Origin of the sequence: Duganella sp. CF517 (genome assembly GCF_900110275.1) — a bacterium.
Classification (GTDB): Bacteria; Pseudomonadota; Gammaproteobacteria; order Burkholderiales; family Burkholderiaceae_D; genus Rugamonas.
Genome location: NZ_FODC01000001.1, coordinates 892,595 through 910,011, shown reverse-complemented (window position 1 = coordinate 910,011; position 17,417 = coordinate 892,595). Strand labels below are relative to the sequence as shown.

The following is a 17,417-nucleotide window of genomic DNA, read 5'->3' as shown; positions in this document are numbered from 1 at the left end:
AAAAAAAGGGAGAGCACGATGAACACCAAAGTCGCCAGCACCAGCCAGCCGGAAGGATATTTCGCCTGGTTCCACGCATTGACCAGCAAGGAGCGCCGTACCTTCTGGAGCTGCAAGATCGGTTACGCGCTCGACGCGATGGACACGCAGTTCCTCAGCTTCGTGATCCCGACCCTGATCGCCACCTGGGGCCTGTCCAAGGGCGACGCCGGCTTGATCGGCACCGTCACCTTGCTGACCTCCGCCGCCGGCGGCTGGATCGCCGGCATCATGTCGGACCGCATCGGCCGCGTCAAGACGCTGCAGATCACCATCCTGTGGTTCGCCTTCTTCACCGTGTTGTGCGGCCTGGCGCAGAACTTTGAGCAGCTGTTGTGGGCGCGCGGCCTGATGGGCTTTGGCATGGGCGGCGAGTGGACCGCCGGCGCCATCCTGATCGGCGAGGTGATACGCGCCAAGGACCGCGGCAAGGCGGTCGGCATGGTGCAGGCGGGATGGGCGCTCGGCTGGGGCATGTCGGCCCTGCTGTACGCGCTGATGTTTTCGCTGCTGCCGCCGGAATGGGCATGGCGCTCGCTGTTCCTGCTGGGGATACTGCCGGCGTTGTTCGTCATCTTCATCCGCCGCTTCGTCGATGAACCGGAGGTCTTCATCGCCGAGCAAAACAAGGCGCGGGTGAACAGCGGGGACCGCGTCAAGTTCACCGCCATCTTCGCGCCGAAGATGCTCAGCACCACCGCGCGCGCCGTGCTGCTGACCACCGGCGCCCAGGGCGGCTACTACGCCATCACCACCTGGCTGCCGACCTTCCTCAAAACCGAGCGCCATCTGACGGTGCTGGGCACCGGCGGCTACCTGGCGATGGTCATCGTCGGCTCGTACGTGGGCTACATCGTCAGCGCCTTCCTGACCGACTACCTGGGGCGCAAGAAGAACTTCATCCTGTTCGCCACCGGCTCGATGTGCATCGCCCTGGCCTACACCCGGCTGCCGGTCACCGACGGCGTGATGCTGTTCCTCGGCTTCCCGCTCGGATTCTGCGTCTCCGGCGTTTTCAGCGGCATGGGCGCCTTCCTGACCGAGTTGTTTCCCACCTCGATGCGCGGCTCCGGCCAGGGCTTCAGCTACAACATGGGCCGCGCCATCGGCTCGCTGTTCCCGCTGATGATCGGCTTGAGCAGCAATTCGATGGCGCTGGGCGAGGCGATCGGCGTCTTCGCCGGCACCGCCTACGGCGTGATGATCCTGGCCGCGCTGACCTTGCCGGAAACCGCCGGCAAAAAACTCGAATCCTGATTTCACCGTAAAAGTTCAAAGGCATCAACATGAAAAACGACATTCCTACCCAATCCATGCTGTGGCAATTCTGGGTCGACCGTGGCGGCACCTTCACCGACATCGTCGCCCGCCGTCCGGACGGCAAGCTGGTGACGCACAAGCTGCTGTCCGAGTACCCGGAGCGCTACGACGACGCGGTCACCCAGGGCATGCGCGACATGCTGGGACTGAAGACCGGCGATCCGTTGCCGTCGGACCGGATCGAAGTGATCAAGATGGGCACCACCGTCGCCACCAATGCGCTGTTGGAGCGCAAGGGCGCGCGCACCGCGCTGGCGATCACGCGCGGCTTCGCCGACCAGCTGCGCATCGGCTACCAGGACCGGCCCGACATCTTTGCCATGCATATCGAGCTGCCGGACCTGATCTACGAGGAAGTGATCGAGATCGATGAGCGCGTCGGCGCCCACGGCGATGTGCTGCAGGCGCCGGACGAAGCGCTGCTGCGCCGCCAGTTCGCCGGGCTGCGGGACAAGGGCATCGGCGCCATCGCCATCGTGTTGATGCACGCCTACCGCTTTCCGCGGCACGAGCTGCGCCTGCGCGCGCTGGCCGAGGAGGCGGGTTTCACGCAGATCTCGGTGAGCCACCAGGTCAGCCCCCTGATGAAGATCGTCGGCCGTGGCGACACGACGGTGGTCGACGCCTACCTGTCGCCGGTGCTGCGCGACTACGTCTCGCGCGTGTCCGCCGACACCGGCGACACCCGCATCATGTTCATGCAGTCGAACGGCGGCCTGACCGACGCCGGCCGCTTCCAGGGCAAGGACGCGATCCTGTCCGGACCCGCCGGCGGCATCGTCGGCGCCGTCAAGAGCTGCGAGGCGATCGGCCTGAAACAGGTGATCGGCTTCGACATGGGCGGCACCTCGACCGACGTCGCCCACTACGACGGCGCCTACGAGCGCGTGTTCGAAACCGTGGTGGCCGGCGTGCGTGTGCGAGCGCCGATGATGCACATCCACACCGTGGCGGCGGGCGGCGGCTCGATTTGCAGCTTCGAGAACGGCCGCTTCAAGGTGGGGCCGGAATCGGCCGGCGCCAATCCGGGGCCGGCCAGTTACCGCAAGGGCGGCCCGCTGACGGTCACCGACTGTAACGTCATGCTGGGCCGCATCCAGCCGGAGCACTTCCCGCGTGTCTTCGGCCCGAACGGCGACCTGCCGCTCGACCGCGACGCGGTGGTGCGCGCCTTCGGCGAGCTGGCGGCGAAGATCGAACGCGAGACCGGCACGCGCCTGTCGCCGTCGGCGGTGGCGGATGGCTTCCTGGCGGTCGCCGTCGACAATATGGCGCAGGCGATCAAGTCGATCTCGGTGGAGCGCGGCTATGACGTCAGCCGCTACGCCATGTGCTGCTTCGGCGGCGCCGGCGGCCAACACGCTTGCCGCGTGGCCGACGTGCTGGGCATGACCAAGATCGCCATCCATCCGTTCGCCGGCGTGTTGTCGGCCTTCGGCATGGGACTGGCCGACATCCGGGCGATGCGCGAGGGCGCGGTCGAACAGCCGCTGAACGCCGCGTCGCTCGCGGCGTTGCAGCCCCAGTTGGCCGAGCTGGCGCGCCAGGCCCACGCCGAGCTGCTGGCGCAGCAGGTGGCGGCGGACGATATCCGTGTCGAGTTGTGCGCGCGCCTCAAGTATCAGGACAGCGATTCGGCGTTTGTCATCGCGCTGGCCGGCGTCGAGGAGATGGCGGAGGCGTTCGCCGTGCTGTATCGCGGCCGCTTCGGCTTCGTCATGGAAGGCCAGCCGCTGGTGATCGAATCGGTGTCGGCGGAGGCCATCGGCGCCGGCGATGGCGCCGACTTCGTCATCGAGGTGCCCGCCAACGCTGGCGCGGACACCGGTTCCGGCCGCGTCTACAGTTACGTCGACGGCCAGACCGTGCCGATCGCGCTGCACGTGCGCGCCGAACTGGCGGTCGGCAGCCGCGTCGCCGGCCCGGCGCTGATCCGCGAGGAGATCGCCACCACCGTGGTCGATAGCGGCTGGAGCGCCAGCGTGCTGCCGGACCGCACCTTGCTGCTGGAGCGCAGCGGCGCCGCCGGCAGCGCCCACAAGGTGACCACCGCCGCGCATCCGATCCACCTGGAGATCTTCAACAACCTGTTCATGGCCATCGCGCGCCAGATGGGCACCACCTTGGAGAACACCGCCTACTCGGTCAACATGAAGGAGCGGCTGGACTTCTCGTGCGCGATCTTCGACCGCGACGGCAACCTGATCGCCAACGCGCCGCACATTCCGGTCCATCTCGGGTCGATGAGCGACAGTGTGCTGTGCGTGATCCGCCAGCACGCCAAGACCATGGCGCCGGGCGACGCCTATGTGCTCAACGTTCCATACAACGGCGGCACGCACCTGCCGGATATCACCGTGGTGTGCCCGGTGTACGGCGAGACCGGCCGGGGCGCGCCGCTGTTTTACGTCGCCGCGCGCGGCCACCACGGCGATGTCGGCGGCATCACGCCCGGCTCGATGCCGCCCAATAGCACCACCATCGAGGAGGAGGGTGTTTTACTCGACAACGTCAAGATCGTCGACAAGGGCGTGTTCCTGGAGCCGCTGGTGCGCGGCCTGTTCGCCGCCGGCCCCTGGCCGAGCCGTAACATAGACCAGAACATCTCGGACCTGATCGCCCAGCTGGGCGCCTGCGAGACCGGCGCCAACGAGCTGCTGAAGGCCGTGTCGACCTATGGCGAGGACGTGGTGCTGGCCTACATGGGCCACGTGCAGGACAACGCGGAGAAGGCGGTGCGCAAAGCCATCGTCGGCCTGCGCGACGCCAGCTTCGCCTACGAGATGGACGACGGCGCGGTGGTCAAGGTCAAGCTGACCATCGACTATTCCAGCGGCGGCGCGATCGTGGACTTCACCGGCACCAGCGGGCAGCGGCCGACCAACTTCAACGCGCCGCTGTCGGTGTGCAAGGCGGCGGTGCTGTATGTGTTCCGCACCCTGATCGACAGCGACATCCCGATGAACGAGGGCGTGCTCAAACCGCTCAAGCTGATCATCCCGGAAGGCTCGATGCTCAATCCGCGCTACCCGGCGGCCGTGGTGGCCGGCAACGTGGAAGTGTCGCAGACCGTCACCGACGCGCTGTATGGCGCGCTGGGCGTGATGGCGGCCTCGCAGGGCACGATGAACAACTTCACCTTCGGGAACGACGAGCACCAGTATTACGAGACCATCGCCGGCGGTTCCGGCGCCGGTCCCGGTTTCGACGGCACGGCGGCGGTGCAGACCCACATGACCAACTCGCGCATGACCGACCCGGAGGTGCTGGAGTGGCGCTTCCCGGTGCTGGTTGAAACACACGCGATCCGGCGCGGCAGCGGCGGCGCGGGCAAGCACCACGGCGGCGACGGCGCGCTCCGGCGCATCCGCTTCCTGGAGGCGATGACGGCCAACATCCTCGCCGGCCACCGCCGCGTCCCGCCGTTCGGGCTCGGGGGCGCGCAGCCCGGCGCGCTGGGACGCAACTGGGTCGAACGCGGCGACGGCTCGGTGGAGGAATTCGGCGCCACCCACACCACGGACATGCAAGCCGGAGACGTCTTCGCCATTGAAACGCCGGGCGGCGGCGGCTTCGGTTCGAAACCATAACCAACAGGGAGTCACCATGAAAAAAACCATGCTTGCGCTGATGCTCGGCGCCTCGGCGGCGACGGCTGCCGCCCAATCGAATGTGACGGTGTACGGCATCGTCGACATGGCGCTGGTGCGCGAAAGCGGCGGCACCGCCACCACCACCAAATTGACCAGCGGGGTCGAGGCGGGATCGCGGCTCGGCTTCAAGGGCATCGAGGATCTGGGCGGCGGCATGTCGGCCGTCTTCCTGTTGGAGAACGGCTACCAGTCCGATACCGGCGCGATGGGGCAGGGTGGTCTGCTGTTCGGACGCCAGGCCTATGTCGGATTGCAGACGCGCGCCGGCACCATCACCCTGGGGCGCCAGTACACGCCGCAGTATCTGGCCGTGGCGACGGTCGACCCGTTCGGCTCCGGCACGGCGGGCGACACCAAAAACCTGATGGCGTCGACCGGCAATAGCGCCAGCCGCATGGACAACGCGGTCAAATATGTCTCGCCGGTGCTCGGCGGTTTCAACGTGGAGCTGGTGTATGGCGCGGGCGAAGTCTCCGGCGATAGCGCGGCCGGGCGCCAGTTGGGCGGATCGCTGAACTACAATCGCGGCCCGCTGACCTTGCGCCTGGCGACGCACCACCGCGACAACGATACGGCGACGCTCAAGAACACAAGTGCGGCCAACAACACCGTGCTGACGGCGTTGTACGACGCTGGCTTCATGAAGCTGCACGGGGCGTTCGGGATCGACAAGGGGTTGAATAGCGCATTGCCGCGCAATGCGGCCAATCCGTTCGGCTACGCGGTCGCGCCGACGCCAAGCACCGACAGCGACGTGATGCTGGTCGGTGCGACGGTGCCGCAGGGAAGTGGGGTGTGGCTGGCGTCGTACATCCGCAAGAACGACAAGACCAGCTTGAATCAGGACGCGCAGCAGTTCGCTGGCGGGTATCGCTACTACCTATCGAAACGCACGGACTTGTATGGCGTGTACGCGTACATCCGCAACAGGAACGGCGCCGGCTACACGGTGGGCAGTGCCATCGAAGGTGGAACGGGCAACCGGGGCGTCAACCTCGGCATCCGCCACGTATTTTAAAAAGGGGTGGGCATGGCCGAATAGCCCGGCCATGCCCACGCGCCGTCAGGCATATCAACGCTTGATGGTGCTGGTGTCGCAGCCTTGGGCGGTCGACGTGCCGCTATGCGTTGGCGCGGTCGCGTGGCCGTCGGTGTGACCCTGGGCGCAATCGGCGTTCACTTTGGACTGCTGCATCGCCTTGTCGGTCTTGCGCTGCGCGTTGCGCGGCGTGGCGGTGTTTTGGGTGTTGCTGTTATTTTGCATGGTGGTGGCGTTTTGCTCGCCGCTGTTGCTGGTGCTTTGGCCCACGGTTGGCGTGCCGGTGTTGCTGGTGCCCGCCGCCGTCGCCGACTGGCCGGTTGGCGTGGTCGATTGGCCGGCTGGCTGGGTTTGCGCGAACACACTCGCGCTCATGCACATCGCGGCAATCATTGCGGTCAATTTGGTATTCATGGGTGACTCCTCGTTGTTGATTGAATGGAGACCCATTTTTCCACAGCAAGCTGAACGCTTGCGTAGGACGATTTCTCGCGTGGCGGTCGGAATCGACGCGTTGAAAATGCCGTCCCGCATGCTGCTGCGGACGGCAAGTTAGTGCTTATGGGCAGCTACCTACGATGTAGTAGCCGGGGCCGGTTTGCGCCAGGGTCCGCATGAAGAAGATGCTGTACAAGCCCAGCACCTGGTCCGAGCCGTTGGCCAGCGCATAGCCGGCGACATGGTGGGCGCGGCCCGCCTTGACATGCGCATAGTTGCTGGCGGTAGTGGTCGTGCAGGCGAAGCCGGAGGGCGTGGTGACATTGATTGGCGCCGAGATCGCGCTTTCGCCGTCCGGACCGACCGCCGACACGGCGAAGCTGTACGTGGTGCCGGCCGTCAGGCCGCTCGCGGTGTAGGTCAGCGTGGTCACCGGGCTGGCCGTGATCTTGACGCCATTGCGGTAGACGTTGTAACCGGTGGCGCCGTTGACGGCGTTCCAGCTCAGCGGTACAGCGGTGGCGCTCGGGCTGCCGGCGCTCAGGCCAGCCGGCGCCGACAAGGTCGGCGCGTTGCCAACCAGGAACTGCGGAATCGCGCAGGCGGCCGACGCCTGGCCGAGGTTGTCGGTTGCCGTGACGGTGCCGCTGTAGTAGCCGTTGCCCAGGTTATACGTCTTGCTAAAGCTCGGGCCGCTGCCAGCCGCGGTGTCGTTGACCGGGGTCGGCCCGCTCAATGCCACGCTGTAGCTGGTTACGCTGCCGGGTGTGGTGGCGGCGCCGGTGATGGTGGCGCTGGTGGCGCTGACGACGCTGGCCGAGCAAGCGGTCACGGTGGGGCCGGCGACCGTCGAGACGCGCATGTTGTTTTTGTACCAGAAATCCATGACGAATTCCGGGTAGTCGACCTTGGTGGCGTCAACGTAGTTCATGTTTTGCCCGCCGCTGCCGGCTGGCCACGAATGCCCCATGCCGGTCACGGTGATTTCGTGCGTGCGCACCTTGCCGTTGCTGTCGCGGTATTGCACGTTGGTGCCGCCGCCGGGCACGGTCGCCGCCGGGTCCGCCGTGTACGCGCCGCCATACACCTGGCGCATCGCCGCCGCGCCGAGCGGGCCGTATGCCTGCCCCACCGTGTAGTCGAACGTGCCCCAGATGGTGCCGGCGATTTGCGTGGCGAATTTGGCGGCGCTGCCGCCGGCCATCGCCTTGCATTTATTGGCGGCCGTGGTGGCGGAGTAGCCCGACGGCACGGCGCCGATCTGCAAGGTCGTGGTGCCCGGGGTGGGGCCGGCGTTGATGCCGATACCGGCGAACACATCCGGTGCCAGACAGCCCAGCGCCATCGTCTCGCCGCCGCCCGAGGACAGGCCGGTCACATACACCTGGTTGGGGTCGATCGCGTATTTCGGGTCGGCGATGAAGCGGTTGACGACGTCGAGCAGGACGGCGTCGTGGCCGCTGGTGCGGTTGTGGTTGGTGCTGGCGTAGTCCCAGCAATGATTGGCGTAGACGTTGCCGGGGGCGTTGGGGGCGATGACGACGGCGCCGTATTTCTCGGCCACCGTTTTCCAGTTGTAGCCGCCGTCGGTGCTGCTGTTGATGACGTCGTTGGTGGCGGTTTGCTGGCAGCCGTGCAGCACCAGCACCAGCGCCCGCTTGCCGGCCAAGGTCGGTTGCGACGCCGGCCAATAATAGTAACCGGTGAGCTGCCCGCCGTTGACGGTGTCGTTGGCCCAGCTTTGCTGCGTGCTCCACGTACCGGGCCCGGCCGTAGCGGCGTGGGCCATGCAGGCGGACGCCAGCATAATTGTGGCGGCGCATGCCCGCGACACCAAGCGTTTGATGTTGATTGCCATGATTCCTTGTCTCCGTTATGTAAGTTATTCCCGCATCCGATGAGCTCGGGTGAAGAAAATAGTAGTGCAAAAAAATTTGCTTACAAGCGCCCCAGTATTTCTACTGTTGTGTGCGCGATTCGCTTCTGCGAGCGATCGGAGGCGGCAAGTCCGGTCCTGCGCGCGCACCCGCGCGCGCAACGTTATGGTTGCGTTCGCTAGCATGTCGCGTGGGGTGGAAGTCGGTCGCGATGAGGAGGGGGCCGCTTCGGTCCCTCCGCAGTGCGACGAATTGGCCGCTGTGCGCCAACGACAAAGATATCGCTATTGCGCAAGCCCAGCCTCGCTGCTCTCTAAGGCTTTGACACAGATCAAAAGAACTTAGTTCCGCAAGAAAATGGCTTGCCGGCAGGTTTTTTGAGTAGAACTGTGTGCCAGCACACACAATGGCGCGCGATCGCGGAACGCGGTATTAACCGGTAGATACCATTGATTGCACTGGGGAACCGGCACAGGCGGGGAGGGAGCGAATGTGGGATGTGGAGCGGCCCGCCAACCATGGCGGGCATGCGCAAGCCGGACGGGTTTTCCCCGATTCGGCCTCAGCGGTTGGTGGACGTGTCGCTTCGTTCGTCCTTGTTCTTCTTTTTGGGTTGCTTGCCACGAGTCGACGTGGTGGCGTCGTCCCTGTTGCCGCTGCCGCTAGTCCCGGTGGCGCTGCTGCCGCCGCTGGTCGAAGCGGCCGATCCGCCGCTGCCGTACTGGTCGGTGCTGGAGTTGCCGCCGGTCGAGCTGGATTGGCCCGTGGTCGAACCGCCGGATTGGCTGCCGGTCATGCCGGCGCTGCCGGTGGACTGGCTGCCGGCCGAGCCGCCGCCCGTGCCCGATCGGGTTCCACTGCCGCTACCGGCACCGCTGCCGCCGCTGCCGGTGCCGGTCTGGCCGCCGGTGCCGCTGGTGCCGCTTTGGCCACCTTGGCCGGTCCCGCCGCCGGTCGCGCCGCCCGTTTGCGCCACCGCGGCCGCGCTCATCAGGAATGCTATCGTCAACGCTGCGAATTTGGTTTTCATGCTGGCTCCTCGATTCGATGATAGGAGTCGCTATTTTTTCACAGGGACGCGGCGGACAAAGTAGGAGAGGCGCCCGCGTCGCGGTCGGAGACGGGGAAGCGCGGCCGCAAGCAAGCGCCTCGACAAGCGGCGGGAAAGTCAGTGGCGCAGCGAACGGCGCATGACCAGCGGCGGGGTTTCCATCGGATTGGCGTGCGAGTATTCGAGCTCTTCGGCCAGTTCGAATTCAAAGGCCGTGTAAAAATCGATCAGCTTGGGCTGGTCGGCGCGCACCGCCAGGCGCACCTCGTCGAGGCCGCACGCCAGGCCGTGGTGGATCACCGCCTCCAGCAGGTGCTGCGACAGGTTGCTGCCCCGATAACGCGGCAGCACGCCCATGCGGCAGATTTCCCAGACGTCCGGGTCGGCGTCGAGCGGCAGCCAGCGCACCGAGCCGACCGGCTCGCCGTCGACCAATAAAACAAAACCGCCGCCGTCGCGCAGATGGTCTGCAACGACGACGGCGGTTTCGCGGTGTCCGCTGGAGGTGACGCTGACCTTGCCGGCCCACGCGGCGCGCGTGAGTTCGGCAATCAGTTTGGCATCGTCTTCCGTCGCTTCACGCACTACGATGTTCATGCCTGGACTGTCCTTAACGGATGCGCATGCCCGGCTCGGCGCCAGGCCACGGATTCAAGATGTAGATGCCCGGATTGGCCTTCTCATCGGCCGCCGAGGCCGCCAGTACCATGCCTTCGGACACGCCGAACTTCATCTTGCGCGGCGCCAGGTTGGCCACCAGCACCGTCAGCTTGCCGACCAGATCTTCCGGCTTGTACATCGACTTGATGCCGGAGAAGACGTTGCGGTGGCGGCCTTCGCCGACGTCCAAGGTCAGGCGCAGCAGCTTGTCGGAGCCGTCGACGTGTTCGCAGTTGACGATCTTGGCGATGCGCAGATCGATCTTGACGAAGTCGTCGATCTTGATCTCCGGCGCCAGTTCCTCGATGCCGGTGGCGGGCGCCGGGGCGGCGGCGGTGCCGATGGTGGTGGAGGCGGTGGTGGAGGCGGCGGTGGCAGCGGGCGTGGCCGCGGGCGGCGCGTCGAACAGTTCTTCGATCATCTTGGCGTCGACGCGCGTCATCAGATGGCTGTAGGCGCCGATGGTACGGCCCAGCATGGCTTGCGAGACGGCGCCGCTGGCGACATCGGTGTCGGCCCACACCAGTTTTTCGTCGTTGAGGAACTTGGCGACGTTGGCGGCCACACCCGGCAACACCGGCGACAACAGGGTCGTCAGCTGGCGGAACAGGATCAGCGCGGCGGTGCAAACGTCGTGCAGCTCGGCGATCTTCGCCTCGTCCTTGGCCAAAATCCACGGCTTGTTTTCGTCGACATACTGGTTGGTGATGTCGGCGATTTCCATGATTTCACGCAGCGCCTTGCCGAATTCGCGCGCCTCGAAATTGGCGGCGATGCTGGCCTGGCGTTCGACGCCGTCGGCCGTCACCAGCGCGCGCTTGATCCATCCCTGCGCGCCGTCGGACAGCGAAGCGGCCAGCTTGCCGTCGAATTTCTTGGCGATGAAGCCGGCGCAGCGGCTGGCGATGTTGACGTACTTGCCGATCAAGTCGCTATTGACGCGGGCGACGAAGTCCTCGCCGGTGAAGTCCAGGTCTTCCACCTTCGAGTTGAGCTTGAAGGCGATGTAGTAACGCAGCCATTCCGGGTTCATGCCCAGGTTCAGGTAGCGCAGCGGCGAGATGCCGGTGCCGCGCGACTTGGACATTTTTTCGTTGTTGACGGTCAGGTGGCCGTGCACGTTGACCTTGAGCTTGTCGATGACCGGATGGCCGGCGAACTTCAGCATCGCCGGCCAGAACAGCAGGTGGAACGAGACGATGTCCTTGCCGATGAAGTGGATCTGTTCGGTGGCCGGGTCGTTCAACAGTTCGTTGAAGTCGATGCCTTGCTTTTCGCAATAGTTTTTCAGGCTGGCCAGGTAACCGACCGGCGCGTCCAGCCAGACGTAGAAGAACTTGCCCGGCGCGTCAGGAATCGGGATGCCGAAGTAGGGCGCGTCGCGCGAGATGTCCCAGTCGGCCAGCTTTTCGCCGGACTCGCCGAGCCATTCGCTGACCTTGTTGACCATTTCCGGCTGCAAGCGGCCGGGCGTGTTGAGCCATTCCTTGAGGAATTCGTAGCAGCGCGGATCGGACAGCTTGAAGAAGTACTGTTCCGAATCCTTGAGGATGGGCGTGGCGTTGGTGAACACCGAGAACGGATTGATCAGTTCGGTCGGCTGGTAGGCCGCGCCGCACACTTCGCAGTTGTCGCCGTACTGGTCCTTGGCGTGGCACACCGGGCACTCGCCCTTGATGTTGCGGTCGGCCAGGAACATGCCTTTGACCGGGTCGTAGAAGCGCGGCACGATCTTGGTCTGGATCAGGCCGGCGTCGCGCAGCTTGCGGTAGATGCCCTGCGACAACTCGACGTTTTCCGGCGAGTCGGTCGAGTACCAGTTGTCGAAGGCGATGTGGAAGCCGTCGAGGTACTGGGCGCGGCCGGCGGCGATCTTGGCGACGAACGCCTGCGGCGTGATGCCTTCCTTTTCGGCGGCGATCATGATCGGCGTGCCGTGGGTGTCGTCGGCGCCGACAAAGTGCACCGTGCGCGGCGCGAGTTGTCCGTCGACCTCGTCGCGCTGCATTCGCTGGAACCGGACCCAGATGTCGGCCTGGATGTACTCCATCATGTGGCCAATATGGAAAGCGGCGTTTGCGTAGGGCAGGGCAGTGGTGACGAACAGCTTGCGGGTCATGGTTGATGCACTTTGTGGGTGGAAAAGCAGCATTTTAACAGTGGAAGCGGCATGCGGTCACGCCGGCAATGGGGCGCGGCCGGTAATTATGGCGCGATGCGCTAAAATGGGCGCACATTTCACGGAGAGTCACATGAGCATTACTGTAGAAGACGTCAAGGCGGCGCTGTCCAAAATCATTGATCCAAATACAACGAAAGATTACGTCAGCGGCAAGGCCGTCAAGAATTTAAAGGTCGACAACGGTGATATCTCGCTCGACATCGAGCTCGGTTATCCGGCCAGGAGCCAGGTCGACAGCATCCGCGCCAGCGTCATCGCCGGCTTGAAGGCGCTGCCGGGCGCGGGCAACATCAGCGTCGGCGTCGCCACCAAGGTGATTCCGCACACGGTGCAGCGCGGCTTGAAGCTGATGCCGAACGTGAAAAACATCATCGCCGTCGCCTCCGGCAAGGGCGGCGTGGGCAAATCGACCACCGCCGTCAACCTGGCGCTGGCGCTGGCCGCCGAGGGCGCCTCGGTCGGCTTGCTCGACGCCGACATCTACGGCCCGTCGCAGCCGATGATGCTGGGCGTGTCGGGCCGTCCGGAAACCAAGGACGGCAAATCGATGGAGCCGCTGGAAAACCACGGCGTGCAAGTGTCGTCGATCGGCTTCCTGATCGACCCGGACGAGCCGATGGTGTGGCGCGGCCCGATGGTCACGCAGGCGCTGCAGCAATTGCTGGAGCAGACCAACTGGCGCGACCTGGACTACCTGATCGTCGACATGCCGCCCGGCACCGGCGACATCCAGCTTACGTTGTCGCAGAAAGTGCCGGTCACCGGCGCCGTCATCGTCACCACGCCGCAGGACATCGCGCTGCTGGACGCGCGCAAGGGCTTGAAGATGTTCGAGAAGGTCGGCATTCCGATCCTCGGCATCGTCGAGAACATGAGCACGCACATTTGCTCGAACTGCGGCCACGCGGAGGAAATCTTCGGCGCCGGCGGCGGCGCCAAGATGTGCAAGGACTTCAATGTCGAGTTCCTCGGCGCGCTGCCGCTGACGATGGCGATCCGCGAGCAGGCCGATTCCGGCAAGCCGACCGTGGTGGCCGATCCGGACGGCCAGGTCGCCGCCATCTATAAAGACATCGCCCGCAAGATCGCGGTGCAGGTGTCCGAGAAGGCCAAGGACATGACCAGCAAGTTCCCGAGCATCGTCATCAAGAACGATTAAGCGCGGCTTGACGGCGATGGCCGCGTCGTCTCCTTTGCGTCCGCGCAAGGCGCCGCGCCAGCAACGCGCCACCCACACGGTGGAGGCGTTGCTGGAGGCGGCGGCCCAGGTCCTCGAGGCCGACGGGCTGGACGGCTATAACACCAACGCCGTGGCGCGCCGGGCCGGCGCCAGCGTCGGCACCCTGTACCAGTATTTTCCGGGCAAGGATGCGCTGACGCTGGCGTTGCTGCTGCGCGAAGACCGTTTATTCCACGAGGCCGCGGCCGCGACCGTGGCCTTGCCCGGCTTTCAAGCCGCCATGACCGCGTTCATCGACGTCGCCGTGCGTCAGCAGCTGTCCCGTCCCAACCTGGCGCGCCTGCTCGACGAGCAGGAGGGGCGCCCCGAATTCCGCGCCGCGCTCAGCGGCAAGTACCGTTTCCACGATTTGTTGGCGGAGATCCTGTGCAAGCCGGACGCGCCGGCGCAGTGGCAAGCGGAGGCGCCGCGGCGCTTGGCGGCCGACGACCTGCTGGCGCTGATGCGCGGCATGACCGACGCCGCCGGCGAACGCGGCGAGCGCGACGCGGACCATCTCGCCCGGCGCATTCGCGCCGCCGCGCTCGGCTATCTGGCGGCGCTGCCCGGTTGAAATGCGAGCAAGCCAGGCGCGTTTCCCGAACGGCGCGCGCAAGCGCTTGTTTTCGTTGATGTTTTAGGCGGGCCGGGGGCGCGCCAAAGCGAGTTGATGGCGTTGCGCGGCGGCCGTATTCTGTTGCTTTCACAACAGGAGAAACACGATGCTGTTCAATCATCTCAGCTTCCCATCGACCGACGTCGCCGCCACCGTGGCCTTTTTTGTCGAGCATTTGGACTGCTCGGCCGAAAGCTTTGGCACCAGCGTGGTGCTCAAGCGCGCCGGCTTCGACATCGTCATCGAGGACGCCACCGACCGTTTCGACGACGTGGTGTGGCCGGAAAACTTTCATCTTGGCTTCGAACTGCCGTCGGTCGCGGCGTTGCAGGCGCTCCATGCGCGCTTTCTGCATGAGCGGGTGGCCATGAAGACCGGGTTGTTCCAGCATGCGCGCGGTTCGCGCTTCTTTTGCGAGGCGCCCGGCGGCTTGCTGTTCGAGATGAATACCCGGGCCGACGCCGAGCCGCGCTACCGGGCCGGCTTCGCCCAGCGGGTGCCGACGGAGTAGGGGCTGGCGCCGGCCGTGCCGGCGTCGGGCGCGAAACGCTTGCCGACACTGTAAAATAGCGTCTTTTACATCCCGGCTTTGATACTTCGATGACTACCTCCGCTACGCCAGTCCGTACCCCGATCCGTACCCGTTTCGCTCCGAGCCCGACCGGCTTCCTCCACCTCGGCGGCGCCCGCACGGCGCTGTACTCGTGGGCTTTCGCCCGTCACTTCGGCGGCACCTTCGTGCTGCGCATCGAGGATACCGACCTGGAGCGCTCCACGCCGGAAGCGGTGCAAGCCATCATCGAAGGCATGGAATGGCTGGGCCTGAGCCACGACGAAGGCCCGTTCTACCAGATGCAGCGCATGGACCGCTACCGCGAGCTGGTGGGCCAGATGCTGGGCGCCGGCACCGCTTATCACTGCTATTCGTCGCCGGACGAAGTCGAAGCGATGCGCGAGCGCATGCGCGCGGCCGGCGAAAAGCCGCGCTACGACGGCACCTGGCGTCCCGAGCCGGGCAAGACCTTGCCGGCGATCCCGGAAGGCCGCAAGCCGGTGGTGCGTTTCAAGAATCCGCTCGACGGCGAAGTGACCTGGGACGATTTCGTCAAAGGCACGATCACCATCGGCAACAAGGAGCTGGACGATCTGGTCATCGCCCGTCCGGACGGCACGCCGACCTATAACTTCTGCGTGGCCGTCGACGACTGGGACATGCAAATCAGCCACGTGCTGCGCGGCGACGACCACGTCAACAACACGCCGCGCCAGATCAACATCCTGCGCGCGATCGGCGCGCCGCTGCCGCTGTACGGCCATCTGCCGATGATACTCGGCGCCGACGGCCAGAAGATGTCCAAGCGTAAGGACGCGGTCAACGTCATGGAATACCCGGCGCAAGGCTACCTGCCGGAAGCGATCCTGAACTACCTGGCGCGCCTGGGCTGGAGCCACGGCGACGATGAAGTGTTTTCGATGGAGCAGGTGGTCGCGTGGTTCGACGGCTCGCACCTGTCGAACTCGGCGGCGCAGTTCAATATCGAAAAACTGAACTGGCTCAACAACCACTATATCAAGCAGGCCGACAACGCACGCCTGGCCGAGCTGGCCAAGCCGCGCATGCTGGCCGCGGGCGCCCGGTTCGACGGCGCGCCCGAGCTGCCGGCCGTGCTGGCGCTGATGAAGGAGCGCGCCAACACCGTCAACGAGCTGGCCGACGCGGCGATGCTGTTCTACCGCACGCCGCAACCGGACGCGGCGCTGCTGACCCAGCACCTGACCGACGCCGTCAAGCCGGCGCTGGCGCAGTTCGCCGACCGCTGCAAAACGGTGGAGTGGAGCAAGGAAGCGCTGGCGGCGATGATCAAGGAAGTGCTGGCCGCGAACAGCTTGAAGATGCCGCAGATCGCCATGCCGCTGCGGTTGATCGTCACCGGTCAACTGCAGACGCCGGCCATCGACGCGGTGTTGCAACTCTTCGGCCGCGAAGCGATTGTGGCGCGTCTGGCGAAATATCTGTGAGTTTGAATTAAAACCGGAGCAAAGTTGCAAAAGGGTATTTGCATAGTGCGGCTTCTTTGCTATACTCTTGTTTCTGCGCCAACGGGGGTATAGCTCAGCTGGGAGAGCGCTTGCATGGCATGCAAGAGGTCAGCGGTTCGATCCCGCTTACCTCCACCAAGAAATTTTGGTAGGATGCGCGGAATGTAGTGGCAGTTTGGTTGTTCGCGGTCCCCATCGTCTAGAGGCCTAGGACATCACCCTTTCACGGTGAGTACGGGGGTTCGAATCCCCCTGGGGACGCCAAGTTGTAAAGCAGTAGCGTTGTGTGAGTTGTTGACGTTGTTTGTACTGATTTGTTTGATGTTTGGCTTCATGCTGGATAGATACAAGTAGTGAAAACAAAAGTCGCGCAAGCGGCTTTTATTATTTCTGCGCCCGGGGGGTATAGCTCAGCTGGGAGAGCGCTTGCATGGCATGCAAGAGGTCAGCGGTTCGATCCCGCTTACCTCCACCACTGCGCGGAAATGATAGCGGCAAAGTAGTGACCGTAGTGCCGAGGTCCCCATCGTCTAGAGGCCTAGGACATCACCCTTTCACGGTGAGTACGGGGGTTCGAATCCCCCTGGGGACGCCAGCTTCGCCAGGCTGGCGGGTAGTGAGTGGTAAATGTAGTGGCAGCACCGTAGTACGACAGAAGACTTTCTGCGCCCGGGGGGTATAGCTCAGCTGGGAGAGCGCTTGCATGGCATGCAAGAGGTCAGCGGTTCGATCCCGCTTACCTCCACCATTAGCGCAGAGAGCACCGACATGTCCCCATCGTCTAGAGGCCTAGGACATCACCCTTTCACGGTGAGTACGGGGGTTCGAATCCCCCTGGGGACGCCAGTATTTGATTCGATGATGAAGCCGCCTTGTGCGGCTTTTTTGTATTTGCGCCGCCGCGTTTGCTTTCGTGCGCGCCCGTTGCCGGGCTGCCAATCTTGCGGGAATATCGTGCAAAAACAAGGGTTTGCTATTGCGCTCGCCGAATTTGACTGCTATGATTCGCGCCTTGGAAAAGTCCCCATCGTCTAGAGGCCTAGGACATCACCCTTTCACGGTGAGTACGGGGGTTCGAATCCCCCTGGGGACGCCAGGATTTTTCCAGTTTTACCGTAGTTAGGTCGGCAACACGGACAGATCACTGTCCCCATCGTCTAGAGGCCTAGGACATCACCCTTTCACGGTGAGTACGGGGGTTCGAATCCCCCTGGGGACGCCAAACAAGCTGTATACAAAAAGCCGCCTCGTGCGGCTTTTTGCATTGTCCGGCGTATTTTTAA

The 17,417-nt window shown here is 64.6% G+C and carries 12 protein-coding genes and 8 tRNA genes; 15 read left to right on the top strand and 5 right to left on the bottom strand.

Going from position 1 to position 17,417, the window contains the following annotated elements:
- Positions 1-18: 18 nt before the first annotated feature.
- From BMX85_RS03855 to BMX85_RS03845, 3 genes are read left to right on the top strand one after another with little or no spacing between them, the layout of a single operon-like run.
- Positions 19-1,296 carry an MFS transporter gene (locus tag BMX85_RS03855; RefSeq protein ID WP_090314335.1) on the top strand — a complete coding sequence of 426 codons (1,278 nt, stop codon included), beginning with the start codon at positions 19-21 and terminating at the stop codon, positions 1,294-1,296.
- A 29-nt stretch (positions 1,297-1,325) separates the two neighbouring features.
- Positions 1,326-4,949, top strand: coding sequence for a hydantoinase B/oxoprolinase family protein (locus tag BMX85_RS03850; protein WP_090314334.1), 3,624 nt, complete (start codon positions 1,326-1,328; stop codon positions 4,947-4,949).
- A gap of 16 nt (positions 4,950-4,965) precedes the next feature.
- On the top strand, positions 4,966-6,030 hold the full coding sequence (locus BMX85_RS03845; protein WP_090314333.1) for a porin: 1,065 nt from the start codon (positions 4,966-4,968) through the stop codon (positions 6,028-6,030).
- A gap of 54 nt (positions 6,031-6,084) precedes the next feature.
- Here BMX85_RS03845 and BMX85_RS03840 read toward each other — a convergent pair whose 3' ends face one another.
- The 5 genes from BMX85_RS03840 to metG form a co-directional block, all read right to left on the bottom strand.
- Positions 6,085-6,465, bottom strand: a complete 381-nt coding sequence (locus tag BMX85_RS03840; protein ID WP_143067892.1) for a hypothetical protein — start codon at positions 6,463-6,465, stop codon at positions 6,085-6,087.
- A 145-nt stretch (positions 6,466-6,610) separates the two neighbouring features.
- Complete coding sequence (locus tag BMX85_RS03830; protein ID WP_090314330.1) at positions 6,611-8,347, bottom strand: extracellular catalytic domain type 1 short-chain-length polyhydroxyalkanoate depolymerase; 1,737 nt, start codon at positions 8,345-8,347, stop codon at positions 6,611-6,613.
- 581 nt (positions 8,348-8,928) lie between these two features.
- Positions 8,929-9,396 (bottom strand): hypothetical protein, encoded by a 468-nt coding sequence (locus BMX85_RS03825; protein WP_090314329.1) that lies wholly within the window; start codon positions 9,394-9,396, stop codon positions 8,929-8,931.
- A 138-nt stretch (positions 9,397-9,534) separates the two neighbouring features.
- Positions 9,535-10,014 carry a GNAT family N-acetyltransferase gene (locus BMX85_RS03820; RefSeq protein WP_090314328.1) on the bottom strand — a complete coding sequence of 160 codons (480 nt, stop codon included), beginning with the start codon at positions 10,012-10,014 and terminating at the stop codon, positions 9,535-9,537.
- Between the two features lie 13 nt (positions 10,015-10,027).
- The gene (metG, locus tag BMX85_RS03815; protein WP_090314327.1) at positions 10,028-12,196 is read right to left on the bottom strand and encodes a methionine--tRNA ligase; all 2,169 of its coding nucleotides are present in this window, start codon (positions 12,194-12,196) and stop codon (positions 10,028-10,030) included.
- Between the two features lie 133 nt (positions 12,197-12,329).
- Here metG and apbC point away from each other — a divergent pair, with 133 nt between their 5' ends.
- The 12 genes from apbC to BMX85_RS03755 all read left to right on the top strand — a co-directional run bounded on the left by apbC (position 12,330) and on the right by BMX85_RS03755 (position 17,356).
- Positions 12,330-13,418, top strand: a complete 1,089-nt coding sequence (gene apbC / locus BMX85_RS03810) for an iron-sulfur cluster carrier protein ApbC (RefSeq protein ID WP_090314326.1) — start codon at positions 12,330-12,332, stop codon at positions 13,416-13,418.
- Positions 13,419-13,434: 16 nt separating this feature from the next.
- A complete protein-coding gene (locus tag BMX85_RS03805) occupies positions 13,435-14,052 on the top strand; it encodes a TetR/AcrR family transcriptional regulator (RefSeq protein WP_090314325.1) in 618 nt (205 codons plus the stop codon).
- A 148-nt stretch (positions 14,053-14,200) separates the two neighbouring features.
- On the top strand, positions 14,201-14,605 hold the full coding sequence (locus BMX85_RS03800; RefSeq protein ID WP_090314324.1) for a VOC family protein: 405 nt from the start codon (positions 14,201-14,203) through the stop codon (positions 14,603-14,605).
- 89 nt (positions 14,606-14,694) lie between these two features.
- Complete coding sequence (gene gltX, locus BMX85_RS03795) at positions 14,695-16,113, top strand: glutamate--tRNA ligase (RefSeq protein ID WP_090314323.1); 1,419 nt, start codon at positions 14,695-14,697, stop codon at positions 16,111-16,113.
- Positions 16,114-16,196: 83 nt separating this feature from the next.
- Positions 16,197-16,272, top strand: a tRNA-Ala gene (locus BMX85_RS03790).
- A gap of 50 nt (positions 16,273-16,322) precedes the next feature.
- Positions 16,323-16,398: transfer RNA gene (locus BMX85_RS03785), tRNA-Glu, on the top strand.
- Positions 16,399-16,533: 135 nt separating this feature from the next.
- A tRNA-Ala gene (locus BMX85_RS03780) sits at positions 16,534-16,609 on the top strand.
- Positions 16,610-16,653: 44 nt separating this feature from the next.
- Positions 16,654-16,729: transfer RNA gene (locus BMX85_RS03775), tRNA-Glu, on the top strand.
- A gap of 77 nt (positions 16,730-16,806) precedes the next feature.
- Positions 16,807-16,882 (top strand) — tRNA-Ala (locus BMX85_RS03770).
- 22 nt (positions 16,883-16,904) lie between these two features.
- Positions 16,905-16,980: transfer RNA gene (locus tag BMX85_RS03765), tRNA-Glu, on the top strand.
- A gap of 174 nt (positions 16,981-17,154) precedes the next feature.
- A tRNA-Glu gene (locus tag BMX85_RS03760) sits at positions 17,155-17,230 on the top strand.
- Positions 17,231-17,280: 50 nt separating this feature from the next.
- A tRNA-Glu gene (locus BMX85_RS03755) sits at positions 17,281-17,356 on the top strand.
- Positions 17,357-17,417 lie beyond the last annotated feature (61 nt).